The organism is Streptomyces sp. NBC_00358 (genome assembly GCF_036099295.1).
Classification (GTDB): domain Bacteria; phylum Actinomycetota; class Actinomycetes; order Streptomycetales; family Streptomycetaceae; genus Streptomyces.
The window spans coordinates 892,854-915,538 of sequence record NZ_CP107976.1 but is presented as its reverse complement, the minus strand read 5'-3'; the positions used below and the strand labels follow the sequence as shown (position 1 = coordinate 915,538).

Here is a 22,685-nt window from a genome sequence, read left to right as displayed (position 1 = left end):
ACAAGGGCCGGGTCCGGTCGTACGGTTATTCAACTGATTGGTTGAATACGTGAGGTGAGCGGTGGCCGACGAGCGGCTGTCCCGGGTGTTCTCGGCGCTGGCCGACCCGACCCGGCGCGACATCGTGGCGAGGCTGGCCACGGGGGACGCCACGGTCAACGAACTGGCCGAGCCTTACGACGTGACCGTGCAGGCCGTCTCCAAGCACATCAGGGTGCTGGAGGACGCCGGTCTGGTCAGTCGCAGCCGGGACGCTCAGAGGCGGCCCTGCCATCTCGAAGGCGAGGTCCTCGACCTGATGACGCGATGGATCGAACGCTACCGCCGCGAGGCGGAGGACCGGTTCCGTCGCCTCGACGCCGTCCTCGACGGGATGGAGGAACAGCCGGTGAAGGGCGCCACGACCAAGAAGGCGGCATCGTGACCACCGTGAACGCGAACGGGCGCCGGGAGACGAGGATCGTGGCCGACCCGGCGCTGCCCGTCATCATCGTCACCCGGGAGTTCGACGCCGCTCCGGAACGGGTGTTCAGGGCGTACACCGATCCCGATCTCGTCGTCCAGTGGCTCGGCCCGCGCCGGCTCACCATGCGGATCGACAGGTACGAGGCGCGCACCGGCGGCTCGTACGGCTACACGCATCGCGAGGACGACGGGACGGAGTACGGCTTCCACGGGGTGTTCCACGAGGTGCGTCGCGACGAGCGCATCGTCCAGACGTTCGCGTACGACGGCTTCCCGGACCGCGTCAGTCTGGAGACCACGCTCTTCGAGGACCTCGGCGGCCGCACCCGGATCACCACCACCTCCCTCATGGAGTCCGTGGAGGCCCGCGACGCGATGATCAGAAGCGGTATGCGGCGTGGCCTCCGCGAAGGCCACGAGCGCCTCGACGAACTGCTCGGCGACCGCCGGGCGGGAACACGGGATGACGGACCGAGACGGAAGGCTTGAGACCATGACGAGCGCAGCCGACGAGTACCGCACCGTCGCCGGGACCTTCACGGACCGCGTGCGCGGAGTCCGTCCCGGGGCGTGGGACGACCCCGCGCCGGTCGAGGGCTGGGCCGCCCGGGACGTGGTGCGCCACCTCGTCGAGTGGTTCCCGGACTTCCTGAAGGGCGGCGCCGGAATCGAACTCCCCCGAGGACCGTCGGTGGACGAGGACCCGGTGAAGGCCTGGACGGTGCACAGCGAAGCGGTGCAGGCACTCCTCGACGATCCGGCCACGGCGCACCGGACGTTGGCGAACCCGCACATCGGGGAGGTACCGCTGGACGAGGCGGTCGACCGCTTCTACACCGCCGACGTCTTCATGCACACCTGGGACCTGGCGCGGGCCAGCGGCCAGGACGAACGCCTCGACCCCGGCAGGTGCGCCCGGTTGCTCGACGGGATGCTGCCGCTCGACGACCTGCTGCGCGCGAGCGGGCAGTACGGTCCCCGGGTCGACGTTCCCGAGACCGCCGACGTCCAGACGCGCCTGCTCGCGTTCATCGGACGCGAGCCCTGAGAGAGACGCCGCCCCGGTTCACCGGCCGGTACCGGCCGGTCCCTCGCGGGCGGCGGCCGGTTCGGTTCCACGGTCGCGGACGGGCGCGGGCCCGGACGGAACGCTCCCGCCGACCGCCGTCAGCTCCGCCGCGAGAGTCTGCAGCCAACTGTCGATGTCGACCAGCGCGGGCAGTACGGGGGCCGGTGCCGCGGAGACGATCTCGGACGGAAGGGGCACGGGCCGCGCGTCCACGCCCCCGGGCGGGAACGCCGCCGCCCGGTCCATGGCCGTGGCCAGTTGCCCGACGGACTCCCGCGCCCACCGGACCGCCGCGGGCGGCGCGGGACCGTACACCTGCCGGGGCAGCCAATGGGAGCCGACCACCGCGTGGGAGGCGCAGTTGAGCGCCAGATGCCAGTCGGGTCCGCCGTCGACGGAATCGATGCCGCCCTCCGTCCGGTACTGCGCGTAGGCGCCCTCCGCGATACGGAGCCTGTGCCGGGTCAGCCGCATCGCCTCCTCGGCCGTGTCGCCCCGGGGCCCGGGATCGCCGGCCGCGCCCGAGGCGCCCGGCGCCCCGACCGTGGCGAGAACGGTCCCCTGCACCAGGGGAGCCACCGCGCGCAACAGCTCCGCCACACTGCGCCGCACCTCGCCGCGGGCTCCGGCGGGCCAGGCGAGCACACCGCACACCAGCCCGATCACACAGCCCGCCAGGACGTCGAGGAGCCGTGTCTCCGCCAGCCGCCAGTCGGCCGGAGCGAGCTGGCTGAAGGCGGCCGCGACGACCAGCGTGAACAACCCCTGCGCCCAGGCCGGTCCCGCGATCGGCCCGACCGAGAAGGCCACGAACATCGCCGGCACCAGCATGACGGCGTACACGTCGACGGTGCCGCCCGCCTCGAAGATCAGCACCCCGGCGGCCAGCGCGCCCACCAGTGTTCCGACCGCCGCCGAGCGCACCGTGGACCAGGTCGCTCCCGCGGTCGTGCGCCCCAGTGTCAGCACGGCCAGCAGGACCCAGAAACCGTGCGAGAGGTCCAGGACTCCGGCCACCAGACGGGCCGCGCCGAGCCCCAGGGCCGTTCGCACGGCGTTCTGGAACAGGACCGACCGCAACGTGAGGTTGCCGGTCAGCCGCAGGGTCAGGAGCCGCGCCGTCGACGGCTGCGCGTACCAGAACTGTTCGGGCGGCAGTCCCGCGGAGTCGCGGCGCCCACCGACGGCCACGGCCACCGCGGCCTGGACGGTCAGCGCCGAGGCCGCCGTCACCAGCAGGTCGGACCGGCGTTCCAGCAGCCGCCGCGAGGCCTTCGTGTCGGCGCCTCCCCCCGTACCCGGCGGACGTCCGCGGACGGCGACGAAGTCGGCGACCATCTCCTCCAGGGCCTCCGGTCCCGGAACGGCGCGCGCACCGCGCAGAGCGCCGGCCGTCGCGGCGCATCCGGCCGCTACACCGCGCAGCAGTGCCTCGGAGGGCGGATCGCCGACCGGCGCGGAATCCGGCCGCTCGGCCGTCCGGGCCAGCTGGTCCAGGACGCGCCGTGTCGCGGCCCCGGCCTGCGCCAGTCCACGGTCGGTGCGGCCCGCCCCGGTCGGGCGGGAAGCCGGCGGCGCCCGCGACAGGCGCAGGGACAGTCCCTCCTCGCGCAGCCGCCGGGCCTCCTCGGGACCGTGACGGTGACCCTGCGCGGCCCCGAGCGCCGAAGCGGCCGCGAGATCCAGCGCGGCGGCGATCCGCGCACGGTACGGCTGGACGGCGGGGGCGGGCAGGAGCAGCAGCTCGCACAGGACCAGCAGGGCCACACCCACGAGCAGGCCGCTCAGCCGCTGCGGCAGGGTGTCCGGCTCGTACGGCGGGAAGCACGCGAGCACGTAGAAGAGCAGCAGGCCCGGGACCGTACCCGCCGCGGCCGGACCGTAGGCGGCGGCGAAGCAGACGGTGAAGCCGATGACCAGCATTCCCGCCACCGCGGAGGCGGTCGTCACGGCGAGGGCGGTGCCCAGCGCCGTCAGGGCCAGGGCGACGGGCAGCACGGACAGGACCGTACGTGCCCGGGTCCGGCCGCCGCCGGGAAGCGGCGAGAGGACGCCGAGCGCGATGGGCGCGAAGAGGGCGTAGACCGCGACGACGGGCCGGTCCAGCCCGTACAGGGCCCAGTAGAAGCCCGAGGCCGACGCGACCGTGACACGCGCGGACTGCCGAACGGCCCGTGCGCGACCGGGGGAGGGGGGCCGCTTCGGCATGGACGTTCCTTCCCCGGCGCCTCCCCGGGCCCGTCCCCGCCGTACGTCCATTGTCGGTCCGGACCGGGGCACGGGCAGCACGACTCCCGCGGGCGCCGCCCGTGACCGCCGGGCCCGGGGGCCGGCACACCCACCCGTTGGTCGGGCGCAACGCGCCTCTCCCGCCCTTCGGCGTCCGCCGGCCCGGCCCGTCCCGTCCCAGCCGGCCCGGTCCGGCGTCGGGCGCGTCCGGGTCCACCCTCCCCGGCCCGGCCGGGAGCGCGCCGCGGACGGAGGCCGTACAGGCCGTCGCGGTAAGGCCGTTGTACGGCTCGAAGCCGGGAACGGAGACGTCGTGGCGGAGTCCTCGACACGGTCCGCGAGCGCCTGGTCACCCGGCCCGCGGGAGCACACTCCGTGATCGGGGTTTCCCTATCCAGGAGGCGGGTCAGGGCATAACATCCGGACGGGAACTCGCCCAAAAGGCCTGCTGGGGCAGCCTGCTGGGATCCGGACCCGATCCCCCGAACACCTGTCACATCTGCGCCTGCTCAACGTTCAGTCCCGCACGAAGGAACCATCAGTGAGCGAAGCCGGATCCTCCGGAAGAGTCCAGCCGGCTCGTGCCGGCGATCCCTCCCGCATAGGTCCGTACCGGATCATCGGTCGTCTCGGTGCCGGAGGCATGGGTACCGTCCATGCCGGAACAACCCCCGACGGAACGCGCGTGGCGGTGAAGGTGATTCATCCCGCGCAGGCTCAAGAGCCCGAATTCAGGGCGCGTTTCAGGCGCGAGGCGGAATTGTCCTCGCGGGTCACCGGCCCGTACGTGATCCCCCTGCTCGCAGCCGACGCGAACGCGGAGAACCCCTGGCTGGCGACCGAGTACGTCGACGGTCCCACGTTGAACCAGCAGGTGCTCGCCCACGGACGGCTCACCGGAGCGAGTCTGTACGCGTTCGCGGCCGCCACCGCGCAGGCGCTGGCCGCCGTCCACGCCGCCGGTGTGGTGCACCGGGACGTGAAGCCGCAGAACGTCATCCTCACGACCTCCGGCCCCCGCGTCCTTGACTTCGGGATCGCGCACGCCGCTGACGGCACCAGCGTCACCCGGACCGGCGTCACGACCGGCACCCCGGGCTGGATCAGCCCCGAGCAGTACCGCACGGGGGCCACCGGCCCGGAGGGCGACATGTTCGCCTGGGGAGCGCTCGTGGCCTACGCGGCCACCGGCAGAACGCCCTTCGGGACCGGCGCGCCCGACGTGGTCGCCTTCCGCGTACTGTCGGGTGATCCCGATCTGGACGGCGTCCCGGGCCCCCTGCGCGAGATCGTGCGGAGCGCGCTCGCCAAGGAACCCGCGAGCCGTCCCCCGGCCGCCGACGCGGCCGAGGAGTGCTTCGAACTCCTGGCGGGCCAGGTCACCCAAGTGATGCGCGCCGACACCCTGTTCACGCGCGCCGAGGACATGGTCACCACCGTCTGGGACATCCCCCAGGGAGACCATCCGGTGTGGCCCGAGCCCGCGCGACGACCGCGACGCCCCTGGGCGGGCCTGGTCGTCGTCACGGCCGCGGTCCTCGGAGGCCTGGTCGGCGGAGTGGTGGCCCTGATGCCGGGCGGCGGCACGGAGGGCGGCCGTCACGGAGCCCCTACCGCGGTCACCGCTCCCGCTTCCTCCTCGCCCCGGTCCCCGCGGCCGTCCACGGCGAGCCTGCGGCCGTCCACGGCGAGCCCGCGGGCGAGCACGGCGGCGAGCGAGGCGGCGAAGGGGCAGCGGACCGCGACCGGCGGCACGGCGAGCTCGGAGAGCTGGGCCGGCGCACGGACGGCACAGGGAGAGGGCGAGCACGACGTGGCGCGCGCCGTCCTGCACGACCAGGGAGTTCTCGTCCAGGAACTGGGCGACGGCGTCGACTTCGTCCCTACGGCCGTGAGGTTCCAGGCAGCGCGCGGCGAGGTCTACCTCTCGTACCGGCTGTCCTCCGACGAGCAGGGAACGCTGTTCGCGGAGACGGAGGTCGCCGGTTCGATGTGCCGGACCCTGAGGGATGTCGTACTGGGCCTGTACCCGGCCCTGCCCTACCGCACGTACGTCATGGTGAAGGAGGCCGCGGGCCGCGCCCCACAGGTGACATGGAACGACGACTTCCGCAGCGACGCGTCGTGCGCGTCGGCCGCCGACGACGGCACGGGGCTGCCCTTCGACACGGGGGCGGGCTGGGCGCCGGGCGAGGACGGGCTCGGCCAGGCCATGATCCCCAGTACCGACAGCGACGAGATCAAGGTCGCGGACGGCGCGACGAGGAAGGTCGTCGAGCGGACGAACGAGATGCGCAAGGAACTCGGCACCGCCGGCCGGCTCGGCAACGCGGAACTCAAGATGGGCTTCGACCCTGGTGGTTCGGCCCTGTATGTGTGGTCGGACTACGCCACCTGGAACCAGGGGCAGACCGCGACCTGGGCGGAGATGGCGGCGGGCGAGGCGTGCCGGGCCCTGGTCAGGCAGCGGGACGGCGCGGGCGACGTATGGCCGTACTCCCGCTACGCCGTGGCGGTGAGGGGCGGCTCCGGCTACCTGATGATCCGCTGGGGTACGGTCGGCGCGCTGTCGGACTGCCCGGCCTGATCGATGCCCGGCCGGGGGACCGGCCGAGGAACCGCCGGCCGGGACCGGGTTGACCCTCGACCTGGTAGAGGGCTCAGGGTTCCGGGTGTGGAGAGCGAGATGCGCAGCATTGGTGAGATGTCCCGGGACAGCGGACTGAGCGTCAGCGCCCTGCGGTTCTACGACCGCGGTGGTGTGCTGGTCCCCGCCTGGGTGGATCCGGTGAGCGGCTACCGCTGGTACGGCCCCGAGCAGCTCGACGAGGCCCGGTTGCTGGCCGGGTTGCGCCGGGCCGGCATGCCGCTGGCGGACATCCGGCTGGTGCTCGCCGGGTGGTCCGGCGCGGACACCGACCTGGTGCGCCGGCTGTTCCGGGCGCATGTGCGCCGCCTGGAGGCCGGACTCTCCGATGCCCGCGGCGAACTCTCCACGCTCCGAGCATTCCTCGAACGCAGGGAGAAACCCATGACGCCGCCCCGTACCGCCGCCGTCCGCCTGACTGTCCCGGCGCCGGAGCTCGCCGCCGCGCTGGACGCGGTCCGCTTCGCCGCGGGTACCGACCCGGAACTGCCGATGCTCGGCGGTGTCCTGTTCGACATCGAGGGCGAGGCACTCACCGTCGTGGCCACCGACCGGTACCGGATGGCTGTCGCGCGGACGGGCACCGGCCGGCCCGCCGATTCCCGCGTCCAGGTCATCGTCCCGTCCCCGCTCGTCGACGCGATGCGGGCACTGGTCGGCGGCGAGGAATCCGTACACCTCGACGTCGACGGTGACCGCGTGACGCTGGAGGCCGGAGACCGGCAGACGGCCGGCCAGTGCCTCGACCACGAATTCCCCGACTACCGTCGCCTCATCCGCCTGCCTGCCGGCCGTCGCGCCCTCGTCGACGTGGCGACCTTCCAGAAGGCGGTGGAGACCGGCCCGGTCCGTACGGAGGAAGCCCGCGGGCAGGACGACACCGCCCCCGACCTCACCATGCTCGGCGTCACGGCCGACGGAACGGTCGTCATCGGCGAGGACGGGGACGACGACGCGGACCAGGTCGCCGTCAACCGCGAGTTCCTGCTGCACGCGCTCGCTGCAGGAGCCCGGGACCGGCTGATCCTGGAGATCGGCGCACCCACCGTGCCCATCGCGATCCGGCGGCCCGACGACGAGGACACGTTCTCCATGCTGATGTCGGTCCGGCTGGAGAACTGACCGGACCGCGACGGCGTCACAGCGGCGCCGGTGGAGCGACGGCGGCCCGGTGGCGCGGGGGAGCCGAGGCCCGGGGGACCGTCAGGGAACCTCGGGCCGAACGAGCGCCCTGGCGAAAGGCTCACCGGTGCGTCGGGCGTACGTCATCCGCTCGCGGACTTCGCGCAGGGTGCGCGGGCGATAGCCGGGGCCGCAGTCGCAGCACCCCTTGTGGAACCCGACGCCCGCGTGGACCAGCACCGAGAGCGTCCTCCAGGCGGCGGTGTCCCGACGCCTGGGCGCAGCGAAGGCAGACCCCACGTGCACCAGCGGTTCGGCGCAGCGGGGGCAGATCCGGCGCGGCCGGTCCCTGTCGTACGACTGCTTGTACGAGGCACGGCACGGCAGACAGACGTACGAGGTCTTTGAGTGGGACATGACGCCAGGTTAGGGACCCGGCCCGGACACCGCGACGGGATTTGTTCGCGGGTCGCGCGACCAGGGAAACGCCTTGGCCGTGGTGCACGCCCTGTCGTACCGTCTGGACCTCCGGCCGACCGCGTCGGCCGTCGGCCACCTTCAGAGAGCGATCCCCATGAACACCCGGCGCACGACCACTCTGTGGCGCCCGACCGGCCCCAAGGAGTTGGACCTCGTCCGAGCTCTGGACTGGAGTGCCTGGCCGCCGCGACTGCCTGAGCAGCCGATCTTCTATCCGGTCCTCAACGAGGACTACGCGGTGAAGATCGCGCGGGACTGGAACGTCAAGCACGACGGCGCCGGTTTCGTCACCCGCTTCGAGGTCGACGCGGAGTTCCTGCGCCGGTATCCCGTCCAGCAGGCGGGCGGCCGGACGATCCTGGAGCTGTGGGTACCCGCTGAGGAGCTGGACGAGTTCAACACGCACATCGTCGGCCGGATCCAACTGGTGCACGAGTTCCGCTGAGGCGGCCCGACCCGGCCGGTACGGCCCGACTCGTCAGGCCGGGCCGGGCGGGACATCGGCCGCAGGAACGGACCCGGCGACACCTGTCCGAGTCACCGAGTCACCGAGTCACCGAGTCACCACGTCGCCGCGACGGCCGTGTCGTGACGGAAGGCGCGCGGCACGCCCTTCCCCGGCCGGATCGGGCCGGAGGGGTGTTACCCACTTTCGGGTGACGAGCGGGTGACGTGATGGTATGCGGGAGATGACCGGATACGGCACGAATGCTGTGGGAGTAAGGGAGTTGACGATGACACTCCATCACTTTTCAGCTTTGTGCAGTTAAAGGCCTTATGCAGGCGTCTGTAACTGATATGTCCGTAATTGGTAACAGCGGTCGAGTGTCGCCCGTCCGGGGCGGGGACGTGGAGCAACTTATGAGTCCTCGGCCACCGGGCCGGGAAACTCGCACAGGGTCGCACCGTGCAGGTTCTCCTACGGGAGTGCTCCCACGGGGTGTGCCGGCTCTCGAACTTGAGGAGCATTCATGTCCGTTTCCACGTCTGTCACGGCCCGCCGTGTGGCGGCCGCGGCCATCGCGGCAGGCGCACTCGTCGGCTCGGCCGCGGTGTCCGCCTCCGCCGCGGAGCCGCGCTTCGAGTCCACCCACGTTGCCATCAGCAGGGTTCAGGCCGACGCGCCGGGCTTCAACGACCGTTCGAGCCGTTCGCTGAACGCGGAGTGGGTGGAGATCACCAACTCCGCGCGCCGTGGCGTGAACCTGAACGGCTGGACGCTGTCGGACAGGGACGGCAACCGCTACACCTTCACCCACTACCGCCTGGCCGCCCGTTCCACCGTCCGTATCCACACGGGCTTCGGCCGTGACACCAGCCGGGACCTCTTCCAGGACCGCCGCAACGAGGTGTGGGACAACCACTCCGACGCCGCCACGCTGCGCACCGACCGCGGCCGCTTCGTCGACAGCGTCTCCTGGGGCCGGCAGCACGACCGTGACCACGGCCGTGACGACCACCGCGACCACGGTCGCGACGACCACCGCGGTCACGGTCGCGACGACCACCGCGACCACGGCCGTGACGACCACCGCGGTCACGGTCGCGACGACCACCGCGACCACGGCCGCGACGACCACCGCGGTCACGGCGACAACCGTGGACACGGCGACGACCGTGGCCAGGGCCGTGACCACGACCGCGGGCGCGGAGAGAACCGCGGCCAGGGCCAGGGTCACGGCCAGGGTCAGGGTCAGGGCCAGGGTCAGGGCCAGGGTCAGGGTCACGGACAGGGTCAGGGTCAGGGTCAGGGTCAGGGTCACGGCCAGGGCCAGGGCCAGGGCCAGGGCCAGGGTCAGGGCCAGGGCCAGGGTCAGGGTCACGGCCAGGGTCAGGGACAGGGCCAGGGCCAGGGACAGGGTCACGGTCCGCTCCACGGCCTCATCGGTCACTGAACAGCTCCTGAAGACCGCCCAGTTCAGGGCGTACGCGGGTGACATCCGGTCAGGACGTGGAGGTGACCGGCTGTAGTCCCGGGCCCGATCGGACCCGGTGAACGTCACGAACCCGCAGGACGGCATCGCCGCACAAGACCCGCACCCGCACGGTGCGGGTCTTCTGCGTCCGGGCACGACGTTCAGGCACGAGCCCGGCGCCGCGCACCGCCCCGGCGCGCCGTCCCCCGCACGGCCGAGAGGCCCCTCCGACGTGCCGGCGTGCCGGCGTACAGTCGACCGGTAGAGCGCCGCCCCGACGTGATCCCGGGCTCCGGACCCGGGCGACGGCGGCGGTGGAAGGCCGATCGCATGACCGGACCGCACTCGTACGACGACGCGGACGCGCCGAATCCCTGGCAGTGGCTCGACGACCTGTACGCCGTCCGGCCGCCGTGGGAGATCGGACATCCGCAGCCGGTCCTTCTCGACCTCGCGCGGTCGGGTGCCATCCGCGGACGGGTACTCGACGTCGGCTGCGGTACGGGGGAGCACGTACTCATGTGCGCCGACCTCGGCCTTGAGGCCACCGGCCTCGACCTGGCGGCCACCGCGCTCGATGCCGCGCGGGAGAAGGCGCGTCGGCGTGGGGCCACGGCACGGTTCCTCCACCACGACGCGCGGCGGCTGACGGATCTGGGGGAGCGGTTCGACACGGTGCTGGACTCCGGACTGTTCCACATGCTCGATCCGGAGGACCGCGCCGCGTTCACCGGCGGACTGCGGACCGTACTACGACCCGGAGGCCGCTATTTCATGCTGTGCTTCAGCGACCGGGAGCCCCGGACCGGGGCCAGGGGACCGCACCGTCTGACCCGGGACGACATCACGGCCGCGTTCACCGACGCGCTGCGGATCGATTCCGTCGAGCCGGCCACGATCGAGATCACCTCGGACCCGGCGGGCATCCGGGCCTGGCGCGTCGCCATGACGAGGGTATGAGGGCGCTCGTACGACTTCGTGGGAAGGCTCGCCCTCCCCGAGGGGGACGGGCGAGCCTTCCCGCGGTGCGTGCGGGCCGCGGTCTTCACAGCACCCGGCGCCGGCGTCCCAGCCACGTCTGGGCGATGACGACGGCGGCCAGGAAGGCGCCGCTGACGACCTGTTGGTAGGCGGAGTCGAGCGAGCCGATCTGGTTGATGACGTTCTGGATGACCTTCAGCAGCAGCACGCCCACCAGCGAACCGCTGATGAAGCCGAACCCGCCCGTGAGCAGGGTGCCGCCGATGACGACCGCGGAGATCGCCTCCAGTTCCATGCCGGAGCCGAGGATCGTCACGCCCGACACCAGCCACGCCGCGTTGAGCGCCCCGGCGAGTCCCGCGCACAGCCCGGAGAGCGTGTAGACGGAGATTTTCGTACGGGCCACGGGGGCGCCCATCAGAGCCGCCGCGTCCTCGTTCCCGCCGACCGCGTACACGTACTGCCCGAACCGGGTGCGCCGCAGGACCACCGCACCGAGCACGAACAGGGCCACGGTGATCCACACGGGCACGCCGACCCCCAGCAGCGCACCCTGTCCGAGCTTGGCGAAGAACGAGTCCTTGTCCACGAGATACGTCTTCGAGCCCTCGTCGGTGACGGAGAGCAGGAGGCCCCGGGCACCCAGCATCGAGGCGAGCGTCACGATGAACGGAGCCAGCCGCGAGCGGGCGATCAGCAAGCCGTTGACCAGACCGATCAGTCCGCAGACGGCCAGGGGCAGCAGCAGCGCGACGACCGTTCCGTACCGCGACCCCCAGGCGGCCAGCACACCGCCGAGCGCGAAGAGCGAGCCGACGGACAGATCGATGCCGCCGGTGACGATGACGAAGGTCATGCCGAGCGCGACCACGGCGAGGAACGCCGAGGAGAGCGCCATGTTCTCCAGGTTGTCGCCGGTCAGGAACGTGTCGAAGCTGAAGGACGCCACGGTCATCGCGACGATCAGGGTGACCAGCGCGCCGTGCTGCTGGGCGAGGGCGCTGAGCCGTTCGGAGCGGCCGGCGCCGGACGGCTCCTCCTCGGCCGTGTCCCGGGCGCGTACCGGAATGTCCACGTCGGTCGTCATCGCTTTCCTCGTTCCCGTGCCGCGTAGACCGCGAGGACGATCACCACGGCCTGGGCGATCTGGGTCCACGACGGCGGCAGATCGTGCTTGATGAGGGTGGTGGTGAGCAACTGGATGAGGACGGCGCCGGCGACCGTGCCGCCGATGCGTACGCGGCCTCCGCTCAACGGGGTGCCGCCTACCACGACCGCGGTGATCGCGGACAGTTCCATCAGGTTGCCGAGCGAGGTCGGGTCGCTCGCGGTGAGGCGGGCGGTGGCCAGCACACCCGCGACGGCCGCGAGGACGCCCGAGCAGACGTACACCAGGATGAGGACGCGGCGCACCGGCAGTCCGGCGAGCCGGGCCGCCGGACGGCTGTCCCCGATGGCCAGGAGTTGGCGGCCGAAGGTCGTGCGCCGTACGACGAAGGCGACCAGCAGGGCGAGGGCGGCGGCGATCAGCACCAGATACGGGACGCCGAGGACATCGCCGGAGCCGAGTTCCGCCATGGCCGGGTCGTGGACGTCCTTGAGCTGGGGGAGGAGCACCAGGGCGATACCGCGCCCGGCGACCATCAGGGCGAGCGTCGCGACGATGGGCTGGACACCGACGAACGCGATGAGGGATCCGTTCGCGACGCCGATCACGGCGCCGCCCACCAGGGCGATCAGGATGGCGACGCCGGGCCCGTAGCCGAGGTAGAGGGACAGGAGCGAGGTGGACAGGGCCATCACCGAGCCCACCGCCAGGTCGACGCCCTCGCTGCCGATGGCCAGCGCCATGCCCAGCGCGACGATCAGTACCGGGGAGACCTGGACCGCCTGGGTGCGGAAGTTCTCGGTGGACAGGAAGTGCGGGGTGAAGAAGGTGTTCACCAGCAGCAGGGCCACGACGCCCGCGTAGACGCCGTACTCCTGGAGCAGGCCCAGCAGCCGGCCGCGGTCGACGGTCACCCGGCCGAGCGTCAGGTCAGTCATCGTGGCCTCCCGGGCCGGTGCTCGTGCCGGCGGCCGTGGCCGCGGGGGCCGCGGGCGTCGCGGGGGTCGTGGGCGCGGTGGCGATGGCGCGCATGAGGCGGTCCTCGGTGACGGCGTCGCCGGTGAGCTCCTCGACCACCGCGCCGTCCTTGAGCACGATCACCCGGTCGCTTCCCTCGATCAGTTCCTCGGGGTCCGAGGAGATGAGCAGGACGCCGAGTCCGTCGTCGGCCAGTTCGTCGATCAGCTTCTGCACCTCCGCCTTGGCGCCGACGTCGATGCCCCGGGTCGGCTCGTCCAGGAGCAGGACCTTGGGCTGCATGGCCAGCCAGCGGGCCAGCAGCACCTTCTGCTGGTTGCCGCCGGACAGTTCGCCCACCTTCTGGTGGGGGCTCGCCGCCTTGATCCGCAGCCGCTTCATGAACGTGTCCACGATCCGGTCGATGCGTGCCTCGTCGACCAGGCCGAAGCGTGAGAGGCCGGGCAGCGCGGCGAGCGCGATGTTCTCGCGGACCGAGAGACCCGGCACGATCCCCTCGGCCTTGCGGTCCTCGGGGAGCAGGCTGATGCCGGCGCGGATCGCGGCGGGCGTCGAGCCGGTCCGCACCCGGACGCCCGCCACCACGACCCGCCCGGAGTCGGTGGCCAGCGCGCCCGCGATGGCCTTGGCGGTCTCGGTGCGGCCCGAACCGAGCAGCCCGCCGAGCCCCACCACCTCGCCGGGGCGCACGGAGACGGACACTCCGTGCAATTGGTGACGCACACTCAATTCCCGTGCCTCCAGGACGGGTTCGGACTCGGTGTCGCGGCCGCCCGCGAACTTGGTCAGGCCGTCCTGCCGTACGTCCGCGATCTCCCGCCCCAGCATCAGAGCCACCAGCCTCAGCCGGTCGAGCTCGGCGATCCGGCCCGTGTGCACCACCGAGCCGTCGCGCAGCACGGTGACCGCGTCGCAGATCTCGTACAACTCGTCGAGCCGGTGGCTGACGTAGATCACCGCGATGCCCCGCTCGCGCAGCATCCGGATCACCCCGAACAGGGTCCGCACCTCGCGTGGTTCGAGCGAGGAGGTCGGCTCGTCCATGACGACCACCCGGGCGTCCACCGAGACGGCGCGGGCGAGGGCAACCATCTGCTGTGCGCCGACGCCCAGTTCACGCAGTGGCCGGCGCACGTCGACGCGCAGACCGAGTTCGCTCAGCGCCTCCTCGGCCTGCCGGTGCATGCTCCGGAAGTCGATCAGTCCGAGCCGGCCACGGGGTTCGCGGCCGAGGAAGAGATTGCGGGCCACGCTCATCAGCGGGACGAGGTTGACCTCCTGGTAGATGGTGGAGATTCCCGCGTGCTGCGCCTGGAGCGGTGTGGCGAAGCGGACCGGGGCACCGTCGTACGTCACCTCGCCCTCGTCGGGCCGGTACACGCCGGTGAGGACCTTGATGAGGGTCGACTTGCCCGCGCCGTTCTCTCCGATGAGGGCGTGCACCTCCCCGGCGCGGGCCGTGAAGTCCACCGAGGACAGGGCCTTCACGCCGGGGAAGGACTTCGACAGGCCGGTCACTGACAACATGTCAGAAGGCCTTGCCCAGGTCGGACTTGGCGTTGCTCTTGGTGTACGCGCTGTCCTGGATGACGATGTCCTGGGACACCTTCCCGCCCTGGGTGAAGGTGTCCAGGGTCTGGAAGGCGAGCGGTCCGAAGCGCGGGTTGGACTCGATGACGCCGTCGATCCAGCCGTCGACGATGCCCTGGACGGCGTTGCGGGTGCCGTCGATCGTCACGATCTTCACCGCGCCCGGCTTCTTGCCGGCTCCCTTGAGGGCGTTGACCGCGCCGAGGCCCATCTCGTCGTTCTCGGCGTAGATCCCGGTGATGCCGGGCTTGGACTGGATGAGGTTCTCGGTGACGGACTGGCCCTTCTCGCGGGCGAAGTCGCCGGTCTGCTTGAAGACGATCTTGAGGCCCGGGGCCTTCTCCTTGAGGCGCTCCTCGAAGCCCTTGGTGCGCTCGGTCGTCACGTTGTTGCCCGCGGCGCCCAGCAGGATGGCGATCTCGCCCTTGCCGCCGGTCGACTCGATCATCTGGTCGGCGGCCCGCTTGCCCTGCTCCACGAAGTCGGAGCCGATGAAGCTCACGTAGTCCTTGCAGGCGGTGGCGTTGATCTTGCGGTCGATGGTGATGATCGGGATGTGCTTGGCGGACGCCGAGCGCAGGACGGGTTCCCAGCCGTCGGAGTTGAGCGGCGCGATCACGAGGAGGTCGGCGCCCTTGGCGATGAGGTCCTGGACGTCGCTGATCTGCTTGGAGAACTGCGACTGCGCGTTGGCCGTCAGCAGTTTCACGCCCCGCTTGCCCGCCTCGGCCTTGATCGACGCGGTCTCGGCGATCCGGAAGGGGTTGGCTTCCTTCTCGGACTGGGAGAAGCCGACGGTGGCCGACTTCAGATCGATCTTCTTGGCGCCGTAGGCGTCGATGGCGCAGGTCGGTCCCGAACCCGAGGACGGCGAGGCGACGACCTGCCCCCCGTCACCCTGGCTGGTGGAGTTCGAGTCCTTGCCGGCGGTGTCGTTCTCCGACTTCGCGCATCCGGAGACGAGCGCGAGACTCGTGATGAGGCCGGTGGCGAGGAGGGTCCTGGCGGAGGTGCGGTGACGTGGTGCGATCGGCTTCATGAGATCCCCAGACGGCACGGCCCCGGCGGCTGAGAGCGCTCCCGGGGATGATCGGCTCTTGCGGTCAACTCGGTGTACACGTCGTTCCGGGGAGGTTTTTACATCGTTGAAAGGAGGCTGTAAAGCCTTCTGTCCGAAATCTCGTCAGCGCCGCCCCAGCGTGCTCTCGCGCTCAACCAGCCTGAAATCCGCGGTCAGTTCACGTCCGCCGGGCTCCGTCCGGCCCGACAGGCTGCGCAACAGGGAGGCCACCGCCATCCGCGCGATGGCCTGCTTGTCGGGCGAGATCGTCGTCAGCGTGACCGCGCCGAACCGCCCCTCCTCGATGTCGTCGAAGCCGACCACCGCCACGTCCCACGGAACCCGCAGGCCACGCTCGTGCAGCACCCGCATCGCGCCGATCGCGACCAGGTCGTTGTACGCGAAAACGGCGTCCGGACGGACCCCGGAGTCCAGCAGCCGGGCCATCGCCCGTGCGCCCTCGTCGCGGCTCCAGCCGCCGACCGGTACCACCAGTTCATCGGGCGCGGGCACCCCGGCCTCCGTCAACTCCTCGCGCCAGCCCGCCAGTCGCAGATGCGCCGGCCGGTTGGCCGAATCCGTTCGGGCCCCCAGATAGGCGATCCGCGAGCGTCCGCGGCTCAGCAGATGGCGTACCGCACTGCGCGCGGCCGACACGTTGTCGATCGCGATGTGGTCGTAGGGCACCTCGTACTCCCGCTCGCCGAGCAGCACGAGCGGCACGTCGTCGGTGCGCGAGCGCAGATCCTCGTCCTCCAGCTCCAGCGGGCTGAGGATCAGACCGTCGATGACATTGGCCCGGAAACCCTGGCTCACCAGCACTTCCTGCTCGCGGTCGCCGCGCGTGTGGTCCAGGAGCACGGTGAACTCGTGCTCGGCGGCGGCGTCGATGACGGCACCCGCGAGCTCCGCGAAGTACGGGTTGCCCAGCTCGGGAATGGCGAGGGCGATGATGCCCGTGCGGCCCTTGCGCAGGTGGCGCGCCGTGAGGTTCGGCCGGTAGCCCAGCTCGTCGATGGCCTCCTGGACCCGTGCCCGCATGGCCGGAGCGACGTGCGGATAGTTGTTCACGACGTTCGAAACCGTCTTGATCGAGACGCCGGCGTGCTCGGCGACGTCCTTCAGGCTGACCCGCAAGGGATCTCCTCTTCATCGATGTGCGCCCCTGCCACCTGGGCGTTTGTCATGCCCCTGGACAGGGGCCGGGACCCGTGCTGTGATGCCAACTCCCCTTCCTTCCAACGTTGTACAGACTGAAGCAACGAGCCGCCACCCTTCCTCAGCCAAGGAGGATCCGTGCGCATCAGTGGACCCAGAACCCTCAGAACCCGACTGGCGTTACTGCTCGTCGCGGTACTCGGCCTCGCGGGACTCACCGCGGTCCCCGCCGCCACAGCCGCCGACGACCCCGTGGAAGTCCACGGCCTGAAGGGCGAGTACTACACGCAGTCCGCCCCCGGCGCCTTCGACTTCCACGAGCTGAAGGCCACCGGACTGGACACGAATCTCGACTTCGACAACCTGGAGCCGCGACTGGCCTTCGCCACCGGACAGTCGGACGACGTCAACGTCCGCTGGACCGGCCGGATCGTCCCCGAGAAGACCGGTGCCCATACGTTCTCGATCATCGGGGACAACGGCTTCCGGCTGTGGGTCGACGGACACCTCGCCATCGACCACTGGGTCGACGACTGGGACCGAGAACAGACCTCCCAGCCCATCGACCTGACCGCCGGACAGGCCTACGACATCAAGGTCGAGTACTTCGAGCACTTCGGGGGCTCCAACCTCCATCTGCGCTGGACCCCGCCCGGCGGAACCAAGACGGCCGTTCCGCAGTCGGCGCTCCGGCTGCCCGACGGCTACGCCTACGACGGCGCCATCGCCACCACCGTCCAGGGCGACGGCCGGACCCTGCGCCTGGACTTCGCCCAGCCGCTCACCGCGCCACCGGCCGGCCTCACCGACCACGTCGAAGCCGTCATCGGCGGCGCCAAGTGGCCCCTGTCCACAGCCGAGCTGGACCCCGCCGACCCCAAGTCCCTGATCGTCGGCCTGAAGGAACCCGTCGTCGGCAACAAGACCGGCACGGCCAAAGGCACCGCCGACCTGCGCTACGACGGCAAGGGCGGCCTCTCCGGCACGAACGGCAACGTTGTCAACGCCTTCTGGAGCAGCGGCTCCAACCGTTCGACCCACGAACTGCGCACCAAGTGGGCGGACGACGTCGGCCCCCGCAGCGCCCTCCCCGAGTACCCCAGGCCCCAGCTCACCCGGCCCGACTGGCGCAACCTGAACGGCTCGTGGCAGTTCGCCGCCGCCAAGGCGGGCGAGCAGCCGCCGGTCGGGAAGAAGCTGGCCGAGAAGATCCTCGTGCCCTACCCCGTGGAGTCCCAGCTCTCCGGCATCGAACGGCACGAGGACCGCATGTGGTACCGGCGCACCTTCACCGTCCCGGCCGACTGGAAGGTCGGCCGGGGCAAGCGCCTCCAGCTCAACTTCGGCGCCGTCGACTGGCGGGCCGAGGTCTACGTCAACGGCACCAAGGTCGCCGAACACCAGGGCGGCTACGACAAGTTCAGCGCCGACGTCACCGCAGCGCTGAAACCCGGCCGCCGTACCCAGGAACTGATCGTCGGCGTCTACGACCCGACCGACGCACAGAGCGGCGAGAACCCGCCGGTCGGCAAGCAGCGCATCGACCCCAGCGGCATCTGGTACACCCCGTCCTCCGGTATCTGGCAGACGGTCTGGATGGAGCCGGTCGCCGCCGCCCACGTCGACTCGCTCAAACTGACGCCCGACGTCAGGAACAGCCGGCTCACCGTCGAGCCGCAGGGCATCCGGAACGGAGTGCCGGTCACCGCGACCGCGTACGCCGGACACCGCAAGGTCGCCACCGCGAAGGGCCGCACCGGGCGGCCGCTCGTCCTGAAGATCACCGACCCGCACCTCTGGTCACCCGACGACCCGTTCCTCTACGACCTGAAGGTGACCGTCGGCGCCGACCGCGTCGGCAGCTACTTCGGGATGCGGTCGATCGCCGTGGAGCAGGTGAACGGAACCCCGCGCACCGTCCTCAACGGCAAACCCGTCTTCATGATGGCCACCCTCGACCAGGGCTTCTGGCCCGACGGCCTCTACACCGCGCCCACGGACGAAGCCCTCGCCTACGACCTGAGGATGCACAAGGCGATGGGCTTCAACGCGGTCCGCAAACACATCAAGGTGGAACCCGACCGCTGGTTCTACTGGGCCGACCGGCTCGGCCTGATGGTCTGGCAGGACATGCCCGCCATGACCGCCGGGGTCGATCCGAACGCCGCGTCCCGCGCCGAGTACGAGCGTGAGATGAAGCAGATGATCGACGAGCACATCAGCAGCCCGTCGGTCGTCATGTGGGTGACCTTCAACGAGGGCTGGGGCCAGTACGACGAGGCCCGCATCGCCGACCAGGCCAAGGCCTGGGACCCGACGCGCCTCGTCAACTCCATGTCGGGCATCAACCTCGGCGTGGACGGAGGCACCGGCGACATCATCGACCAACACGGCTACCCGAGCCCCGCGCTGCCACCGAACCCGGACGGGAAACGGGCCCTGGTCAGCGGTGAGTACGGCGGACTCGGACTCGCGGTGCCCGGCCATGCCTGGTCCGTGCAGCAGTCGTACGTGGACGTCGACCCCTCGGCGTACACCGACGACTACCTGGCCCGTCTCGCCGAGGTGCACCAGCTCGCCTGCAAGGGCGGCAACGGCGCCGTCTACACCCAGATCTCGGACGTGGAAGGAGAACTGAACGGCCTGATCACCTACGACCGCAGGGTGGTCAAGCCCGACGTGGCCCGGCTGAAGGCAGCCCACGACGCGCTGATCCACGACGCGTCACAGGCGACACCGGCAGGCTGCTCCTGACGACGAGGCGCCCGGCACACGCCTCCCCGCTGCTCCGCGCGCGCCTCGCACCGGCCCGCTGACGGGCCGTCGGCAGGGTCCGTCCTCCCCGCGAAGGGAGGACGGACCCTGCCCTGTCCCTCGCTCACCGGCGGGGGAGCCGGGCACCCGGATCGCGGGCACCCGCCCCTCGGCCGCCTCCCCGCCCTCCGGCGGCACGTCGGCCCGGACCGCGGCGGCCCACGACGTTACTGTCGGCGGCATGGACGGTGATCGCCAAGGGTGGCGCCAGTGTTTGCTCAGCGGGGCGGTGTTCGCCGTATGCATGGCCGGCACGACACTGCCGACCCCCCTCTACGGCCTGTACCAGGAGAAGTTCGGATTCTCCGAGCTGACGGTCACCGTCGTGTACGCCGTCTACGCCTTCGGGGTCATCGGCGTGCTGCTGCTCGCGGGCAACGCCTCCGACTCCGTCGGCCGGCGGCCGGTACTGCTGTGGGGCCTCGGCTTCGCGGCGGCGAGCGCCGTCTGCTTCCTGTGCGCCACCGGACTGGGCTGGCTGTACGTGGGACGGCTGCTGTCGGGCCTGTCCGCCGGCCTGTTCACCGGCGCCGCCACCGCCTACGTGATGGAACTGGCACCGCCGGGCGGCGCCGCCCGCGCCACCTTCGTCGCGACGGCCGCGAACATGGGCGGCCTCGGCTGCGGTCCGCTGCTCGCCGGGCTGCTCGCGCAGTACGCGCCCTGGCCGCTGTACCTGCCGTTCGCCGTCCACCTCGTCCTCGTGGCCTGCTCGGCCGCCGTCCTGCTGCGACTCCCCGAGACCGTACGGGAACGCCGGCCGCTCAGCACCGTACGACCGCAGCGACCGGGCCTGCCCCCGCAGGTGCGGCCGGTGTTCGGGCCCCCCGCGATCGCCGCCTTCGTGGGGTTCGCGCTGTTCGGGGTCTTCACATCGGTCAGCCCCTCGTTCCTCGCCGAGTCCCTGGACATCGACAACCACGCCGTGAGCGGGCTGGTCGTCGCACTCGCCTTCTTCGCCTCGACCGCCGGTCAGCTCGCCGTCGGCAAGGTCGGCGTGGGACGGTCACTGCCACTGGGCTGCGCCCTGCTCCTCGGCGGTCTCGCGCTGCTCGCGGGCGCGCTGCGCTGGGACCTGTTGGTGCTGGTGGTGCTGAGCGCGATCGTCGGCGGTGGCGGCCAGGGCCTGGCGTTCCGCGCGGCCCTCGCCACCGTGGCCCAGGCCTCTCCCGAGCATCAGCGCGCGGCGGTGATCTCGACTCTCTTCGTGGTCGCCTACGCGGGAATCTCGGTGCCGGTGATCGGGGTCGGCGTGCTGGTGGGTCCGATCGGACTGGAGGGCGCCGGGCTCGTCTTCATCGCCTGCATGGCCGTCCTGGTCTCCGTCGCGGGCGTCTACCTGCTCAGGCGACGGCCGGCGTCGGTGAACACCTAGTCAGTACGGCCACGGTGAGGGGCGAGCCGAAGGCCAGGCCGCCCTCGCGACCTCCCACGCTCGTGACCACGTGCCCGCCCGTCCGTCGGTACGTCCACGGGACCGCGCCTCGCGGCAGCCGACCGGAGGAGGGCACCCGGGCGCCGGCGGTCCCGGGCCCGGTGCGGCCGGACACGACCTAGCCGATGAGGGTCGCCTTCGGGCGGACCACGCAGAACTCGTTCCCCTCCGGATCGGCCAGCACGGTCCACGACTCGTCGCCGCTCTGCCCGACGTCGGCCCGCCGGGCGCCGAGCGCGAGGACGCGCTCGATCTCCGCCTCCCGGTCCTCGGCCGCGGAGGTCAGATCGAGGTGCAGGCGGTTCTTGACGGCCTTGCGGTCCGTCACCGGCATGAAGCAGATCCCCACCGGGGCCGTCTCGTCCGGCCCGATCACGACCTCCCGTTCCCGCTCGGACAGGATTCGCCAGCCCAGCACCCCGGCCCAGAACCGGGCCAGGGACGGGAGGTCGTGCGCGTCGATGACGAGGTGATGCAGTGAGAGGGGCATGCCGGCCACTGTGCCCAGGTTCCGCCCGGACAGAACACAGAACACAGAACACGGAACCTGGCGGGCGGCCCGGCGTGACGGGATGCGAGGCGGGCGGAAGTCCCTTCGGAAGTCCATCCGTACGGCGCCTCGGCCTCCTCGCCCTGCCGGGCGCCGGGCACGCGACTACCGCTTCCCGGTCCGGAAGTAGTGGCCCGCGTCGAGGTCCTCGATCAGACCCGGCCCGCTCGGCCGCCACCCCAGCAGTTCGCGGGTCGGCCCGCTGTCGGCCGGGCTGTCGAGGCCGAGGAATCCCGCCATCCAGGTGAAGTGCCCGGCCGCGTCCTCCGCGGGGACGGAGCGGGTCGGCAGGTCGAGGTGGCGGCCGATGACCTCGGCGACCGAACGGATCGGTACGCCCTGCTCGGCGGTCGCGTGCAGGACCGATCCGGCGGGCGCGCCCTCCAGGGCGAGCCGGAACAGCCGCGCTACATCGCCGCGGTGCGCGGCCGGCCAGCGCTGCGAACCGTCGCCGATGTACCCGGCGACGCCCTTGTCACGGGCGATGCCGATCAGGGACGCCATGAACCCCTGGTCGCCGTCGCCGTGCACGGTCGGGGGGAGCCGTACGACGGCCGAGCGGATGTTCCGGTCGGCGAGGGCGACGGTCAGGTGGGCGGTGCCCATCCGGGTGCGCGGGCCGCCCGGCAGGTGCGCGGACAGTGCGTCGGGGGTCCGCCCGTCCGCTTCGGTGCTCACCCGCCCGGGGGTGAGCCCGATCAGTCCGGAGGCGAGTACGAACGGCCGGCCGGAGCCCGCGAGCGTCTCACCGAAGGTCTCGACGGCACGGCGATCCGCGTCGGCGGCGTCCTGGAAGCCTCCGGAGAAGGCGATGTCGTGCTTGAAGGCGAGGTGGACGACGCCGTCCGCCGCCGCGGCGGCCTCCCGCAGGACGTCGAGGTCGTCGAGGGTGCCGGTCACCACGTCGGCCCCGGCCTTCGTCAGGGCCGCGGCGGAGGCGTCCGAGCGGGCGAGCCCGACGACCTGGTGCCCCGCGTCGAGGAGTTCGGGTACGAGTGCGGAGCCGATCCATCCGGATGCCCCGGTGACGAAAACACGCATGAGAAAGCCTCCAGCGTTGGGTGATCACCCCGCGCGCCGGAG

At 71.5% G+C, this 22,685-nt stretch carries 19 protein-coding genes; 10 read left to right on the top strand and 9 right to left on the bottom strand.

The features are described from left to right. Positions 1–61 precede the first annotated feature (61 nt). Genes OHT01_RS03785 through OHT01_RS03775 form a run of 3 tightly spaced genes read left to right on the top strand, consistent with a single transcriptional unit; the run spans position 62 to position 1,513 of the window. Positions 62–424 (top strand): ArsR/SmtB family transcription factor, encoded by a 363-nt coding sequence (locus OHT01_RS03785; RefSeq protein WP_328551671.1) that lies wholly within the window; start codon positions 62–64, stop codon positions 422–424. Next, positions 421–954 carry an SRPBCC family protein gene (locus OHT01_RS03780; protein ID WP_328551670.1) on the top strand — a complete coding sequence of 178 codons (534 nt, stop codon included), beginning with the start codon at positions 421–423 and terminating at the stop codon, positions 952–954. Before OHT01_RS03785 ends, OHT01_RS03780 begins: the two co-directional genes overlap by 4 nt. Before the next feature lie 4 nt (positions 955–958). After that, entirely contained in the window at positions 959–1,513 is a 555-nt protein-coding gene (locus tag OHT01_RS03775) for a TIGR03086 family metal-binding protein (RefSeq protein ID WP_328551669.1), read from the top strand. A gap of 18 nt (positions 1,514–1,531) precedes the next feature. Here the strand turns inward: OHT01_RS03775 and OHT01_RS03770 are convergent, their stop codons facing one another. Continuing rightward, the gene (locus OHT01_RS03770; RefSeq protein WP_328551668.1) at positions 1,532–3,742 is read right to left on the bottom strand and encodes an FUSC family protein; all 2,211 of its coding nucleotides are present in this window, start codon (positions 3,740–3,742) and stop codon (positions 1,532–1,534) included. Between the two features lie 562 nt (positions 3,743–4,304). Between OHT01_RS03770 and OHT01_RS03765 the strand changes: the two genes are divergently transcribed. Then, on the top strand, positions 4,305–6,350 hold the full coding sequence (locus OHT01_RS03765; protein WP_328551667.1) for a serine/threonine-protein kinase: 2,046 nt from the start codon (positions 4,305–4,307) through the stop codon (positions 6,348–6,350). A 99-nt stretch (positions 6,351–6,449) separates the two neighbouring features. After that, the gene (locus OHT01_RS03760; RefSeq protein ID WP_328551666.1) at positions 6,450–7,532 is read left to right on the top strand and encodes a DNA polymerase III subunit beta family protein; all 1,083 of its coding nucleotides are present in this window, start codon (positions 6,450–6,452) and stop codon (positions 7,530–7,532) included. Between the two features lie 81 nt (positions 7,533–7,613). Here the strand turns inward: OHT01_RS03760 and OHT01_RS03755 are convergent, their stop codons facing one another. Further along, positions 7,614–7,949, bottom strand: coding sequence for a deoxyxylulose-5-phosphate synthase (locus tag OHT01_RS03755; RefSeq protein ID WP_328551665.1), 336 nt, complete (start codon positions 7,947–7,949; stop codon positions 7,614–7,616). Between the two features lie 157 nt (positions 7,950–8,106). Between OHT01_RS03755 and OHT01_RS03750 the strand changes: the two genes are divergently transcribed. From OHT01_RS03750 to OHT01_RS03740, 3 genes are all read left to right on the top strand, one after another. Next, on the top strand, positions 8,107–8,457 hold the full coding sequence (locus OHT01_RS03750; RefSeq protein WP_328558012.1) for a hypothetical protein: 351 nt from the start codon (positions 8,107–8,109) through the stop codon (positions 8,455–8,457). Between the two features lie 526 nt (positions 8,458–8,983). Further along, entirely contained in the window at positions 8,984–9,907 is a 924-nt protein-coding gene (locus tag OHT01_RS03745; RefSeq protein ID WP_328551664.1) for a lamin tail domain-containing protein, read from the top strand. A gap of 351 nt (positions 9,908–10,258) precedes the next feature. Continuing rightward, complete coding sequence (locus tag OHT01_RS03740; protein ID WP_328551663.1) at positions 10,259–10,888, top strand: class I SAM-dependent methyltransferase; 630 nt, start codon at positions 10,259–10,261, stop codon at positions 10,886–10,888. 85 nt (positions 10,889–10,973) lie between these two features. On the opposite strand, the gene OHT01_RS03735 is transcribed toward OHT01_RS03740, so the two are convergent. The 5 genes from OHT01_RS03735 to OHT01_RS03715 all read right to left on the bottom strand — a co-directional run bounded on the left by OHT01_RS03735 (position 10,974) and on the right by OHT01_RS03715 (position 16,782). After that, the gene (locus tag OHT01_RS03735; RefSeq protein WP_328551662.1) at positions 10,974–11,996 is read right to left on the bottom strand and encodes an ABC transporter permease; all 1,023 of its coding nucleotides are present in this window, start codon (positions 11,994–11,996) and stop codon (positions 10,974–10,976) included. After that, entirely contained in the window at positions 11,993–12,955 is a 963-nt protein-coding gene (locus OHT01_RS03730; RefSeq protein WP_328551661.1) for an ABC transporter permease, read from the bottom strand. Before OHT01_RS03730 ends, OHT01_RS03735 begins: the two co-directional genes overlap by 4 nt. After that, entirely contained in the window at positions 12,948–14,522 is a 1,575-nt protein-coding gene (locus OHT01_RS03725; RefSeq protein ID WP_328551660.1) for a sugar ABC transporter ATP-binding protein, read from the bottom strand. Before OHT01_RS03725 ends, OHT01_RS03730 begins: the two co-directional genes overlap by 8 nt. Position 14,523: 1 nt before the next feature. After that, a complete protein-coding gene (locus OHT01_RS03720; protein WP_328551659.1) occupies positions 14,524–15,624 on the bottom strand; it encodes an ABC transporter substrate-binding protein in 1,101 nt (366 codons plus the stop codon). A gap of 144 nt (positions 15,625–15,768) precedes the next feature. Then, positions 15,769–16,782, bottom strand: a complete 1,014-nt coding sequence (locus tag OHT01_RS03715) for a LacI family DNA-binding transcriptional regulator (RefSeq protein WP_328551658.1) — start codon at positions 16,780–16,782, stop codon at positions 15,769–15,771. 159 nt (positions 16,783–16,941) lie between these two features. On the opposite strand from OHT01_RS03715, the gene OHT01_RS03710 reads away from it, so the two are divergent. After that, on the top strand, positions 16,942–19,557 hold the full coding sequence (locus OHT01_RS03710) for a PA14 domain-containing protein (RefSeq protein ID WP_328551657.1): 2,616 nt from the start codon (positions 16,942–16,944) through the stop codon (positions 19,555–19,557). Between the two features lie 241 nt (positions 19,558–19,798). Next, entirely contained in the window at positions 19,799–20,992 is a 1,194-nt protein-coding gene (locus tag OHT01_RS03705; RefSeq protein WP_328551656.1) for an MFS transporter, read from the top strand. Between the two features lie 178 nt (positions 20,993–21,170). Here the strand turns inward: OHT01_RS03705 and OHT01_RS03700 are convergent, their stop codons facing one another. After that, on the bottom strand, positions 21,171–21,542 hold the full coding sequence (locus OHT01_RS03700; protein ID WP_328551655.1) for a VOC family protein: 372 nt from the start codon (positions 21,540–21,542) through the stop codon (positions 21,171–21,173). Positions 21,543–21,707: 165 nt separating this feature from the next. After that, the gene (locus OHT01_RS03695) at positions 21,708–22,643 is read right to left on the bottom strand and encodes an SDR family oxidoreductase (protein WP_328551654.1); all 936 of its coding nucleotides are present in this window, start codon (positions 22,641–22,643) and stop codon (positions 21,708–21,710) included. Positions 22,644–22,685 lie beyond the last annotated feature (42 nt).

What these genes read in the sequence shown, in the direction of transcription:
- OHT01_RS03775 (WP_328551669.1), top strand. Translation starts at nt 959, where the DNA reads ATGACGAGCGCAGCCGACGAGTACCGCACCGTCGCCGGGACCTTCACG.
- OHT01_RS03770 (WP_328551668.1), bottom strand. Translation starts at nt 3,742, where the DNA reads ATGCCGAAGCGGCCCCCCTCCCCCGGTCGCGCACGGGCCGTTCGGCAG.
- OHT01_RS03760 (WP_328551666.1), top strand. Translation starts at nt 6,450, where the DNA reads ATGCGCAGCATTGGTGAGATGTCCCGGGACAGCGGACTGAGCGTCAGC.
- OHT01_RS03755 (WP_328551665.1), bottom strand. Translation starts at nt 7,949, where the DNA reads ATGTCCCACTCAAAGACCTCGTACGTCTGTCTGCCGTGCCGTGCCTCG.
- OHT01_RS03750 (WP_328558012.1), top strand. Translation starts at nt 8,107, where the DNA reads ATGAACACCCGGCGCACGACCACTCTGTGGCGCCCGACCGGCCCCAAG.
- OHT01_RS03745 (WP_328551664.1), top strand. Translation starts at nt 8,984, where the DNA reads ATGTCCGTTTCCACGTCTGTCACGGCCCGCCGTGTGGCGGCCGCGGCC.
- OHT01_RS03740 (WP_328551663.1), top strand. Translation starts at nt 10,259, where the DNA reads ATGACCGGACCGCACTCGTACGACGACGCGGACGCGCCGAATCCCTGG.
- OHT01_RS03735 (WP_328551662.1), bottom strand. Translation starts at nt 11,996, where the DNA reads ATGACGACCGACGTGGACATTCCGGTACGCGCCCGGGACACGGCCGAG.
- OHT01_RS03730 (WP_328551661.1), bottom strand. Translation starts at nt 12,955, where the DNA reads ATGACTGACCTGACGCTCGGCCGGGTGACCGTCGACCGCGGCCGGCTG.
- OHT01_RS03725 (WP_328551660.1), bottom strand. Translation starts at nt 14,522, where the DNA reads ATGTTGTCAGTGACCGGCCTGTCGAAGTCCTTCCCCGGCGTGAAGGCC.
- OHT01_RS03720 (WP_328551659.1), bottom strand. Translation starts at nt 15,624, where the DNA reads ATGAAGCCGATCGCACCACGTCACCGCACCTCCGCCAGGACCCTCCTC.
- OHT01_RS03705 (WP_328551656.1), top strand. Translation starts at nt 19,799, where the DNA reads ATGGACGGTGATCGCCAAGGGTGGCGCCAGTGTTTGCTCAGCGGGGCG.
- OHT01_RS03700 (WP_328551655.1), bottom strand. Translation starts at nt 21,542, where the DNA reads ATGCCCCTCTCACTGCATCACCTCGTCATCGACGCGCACGACCTCCCG.
- OHT01_RS03695 (WP_328551654.1), bottom strand. Translation starts at nt 22,643, where the DNA reads ATGCGTGTTTTCGTCACCGGGGCATCCGGATGGATCGGCTCCGCACTC.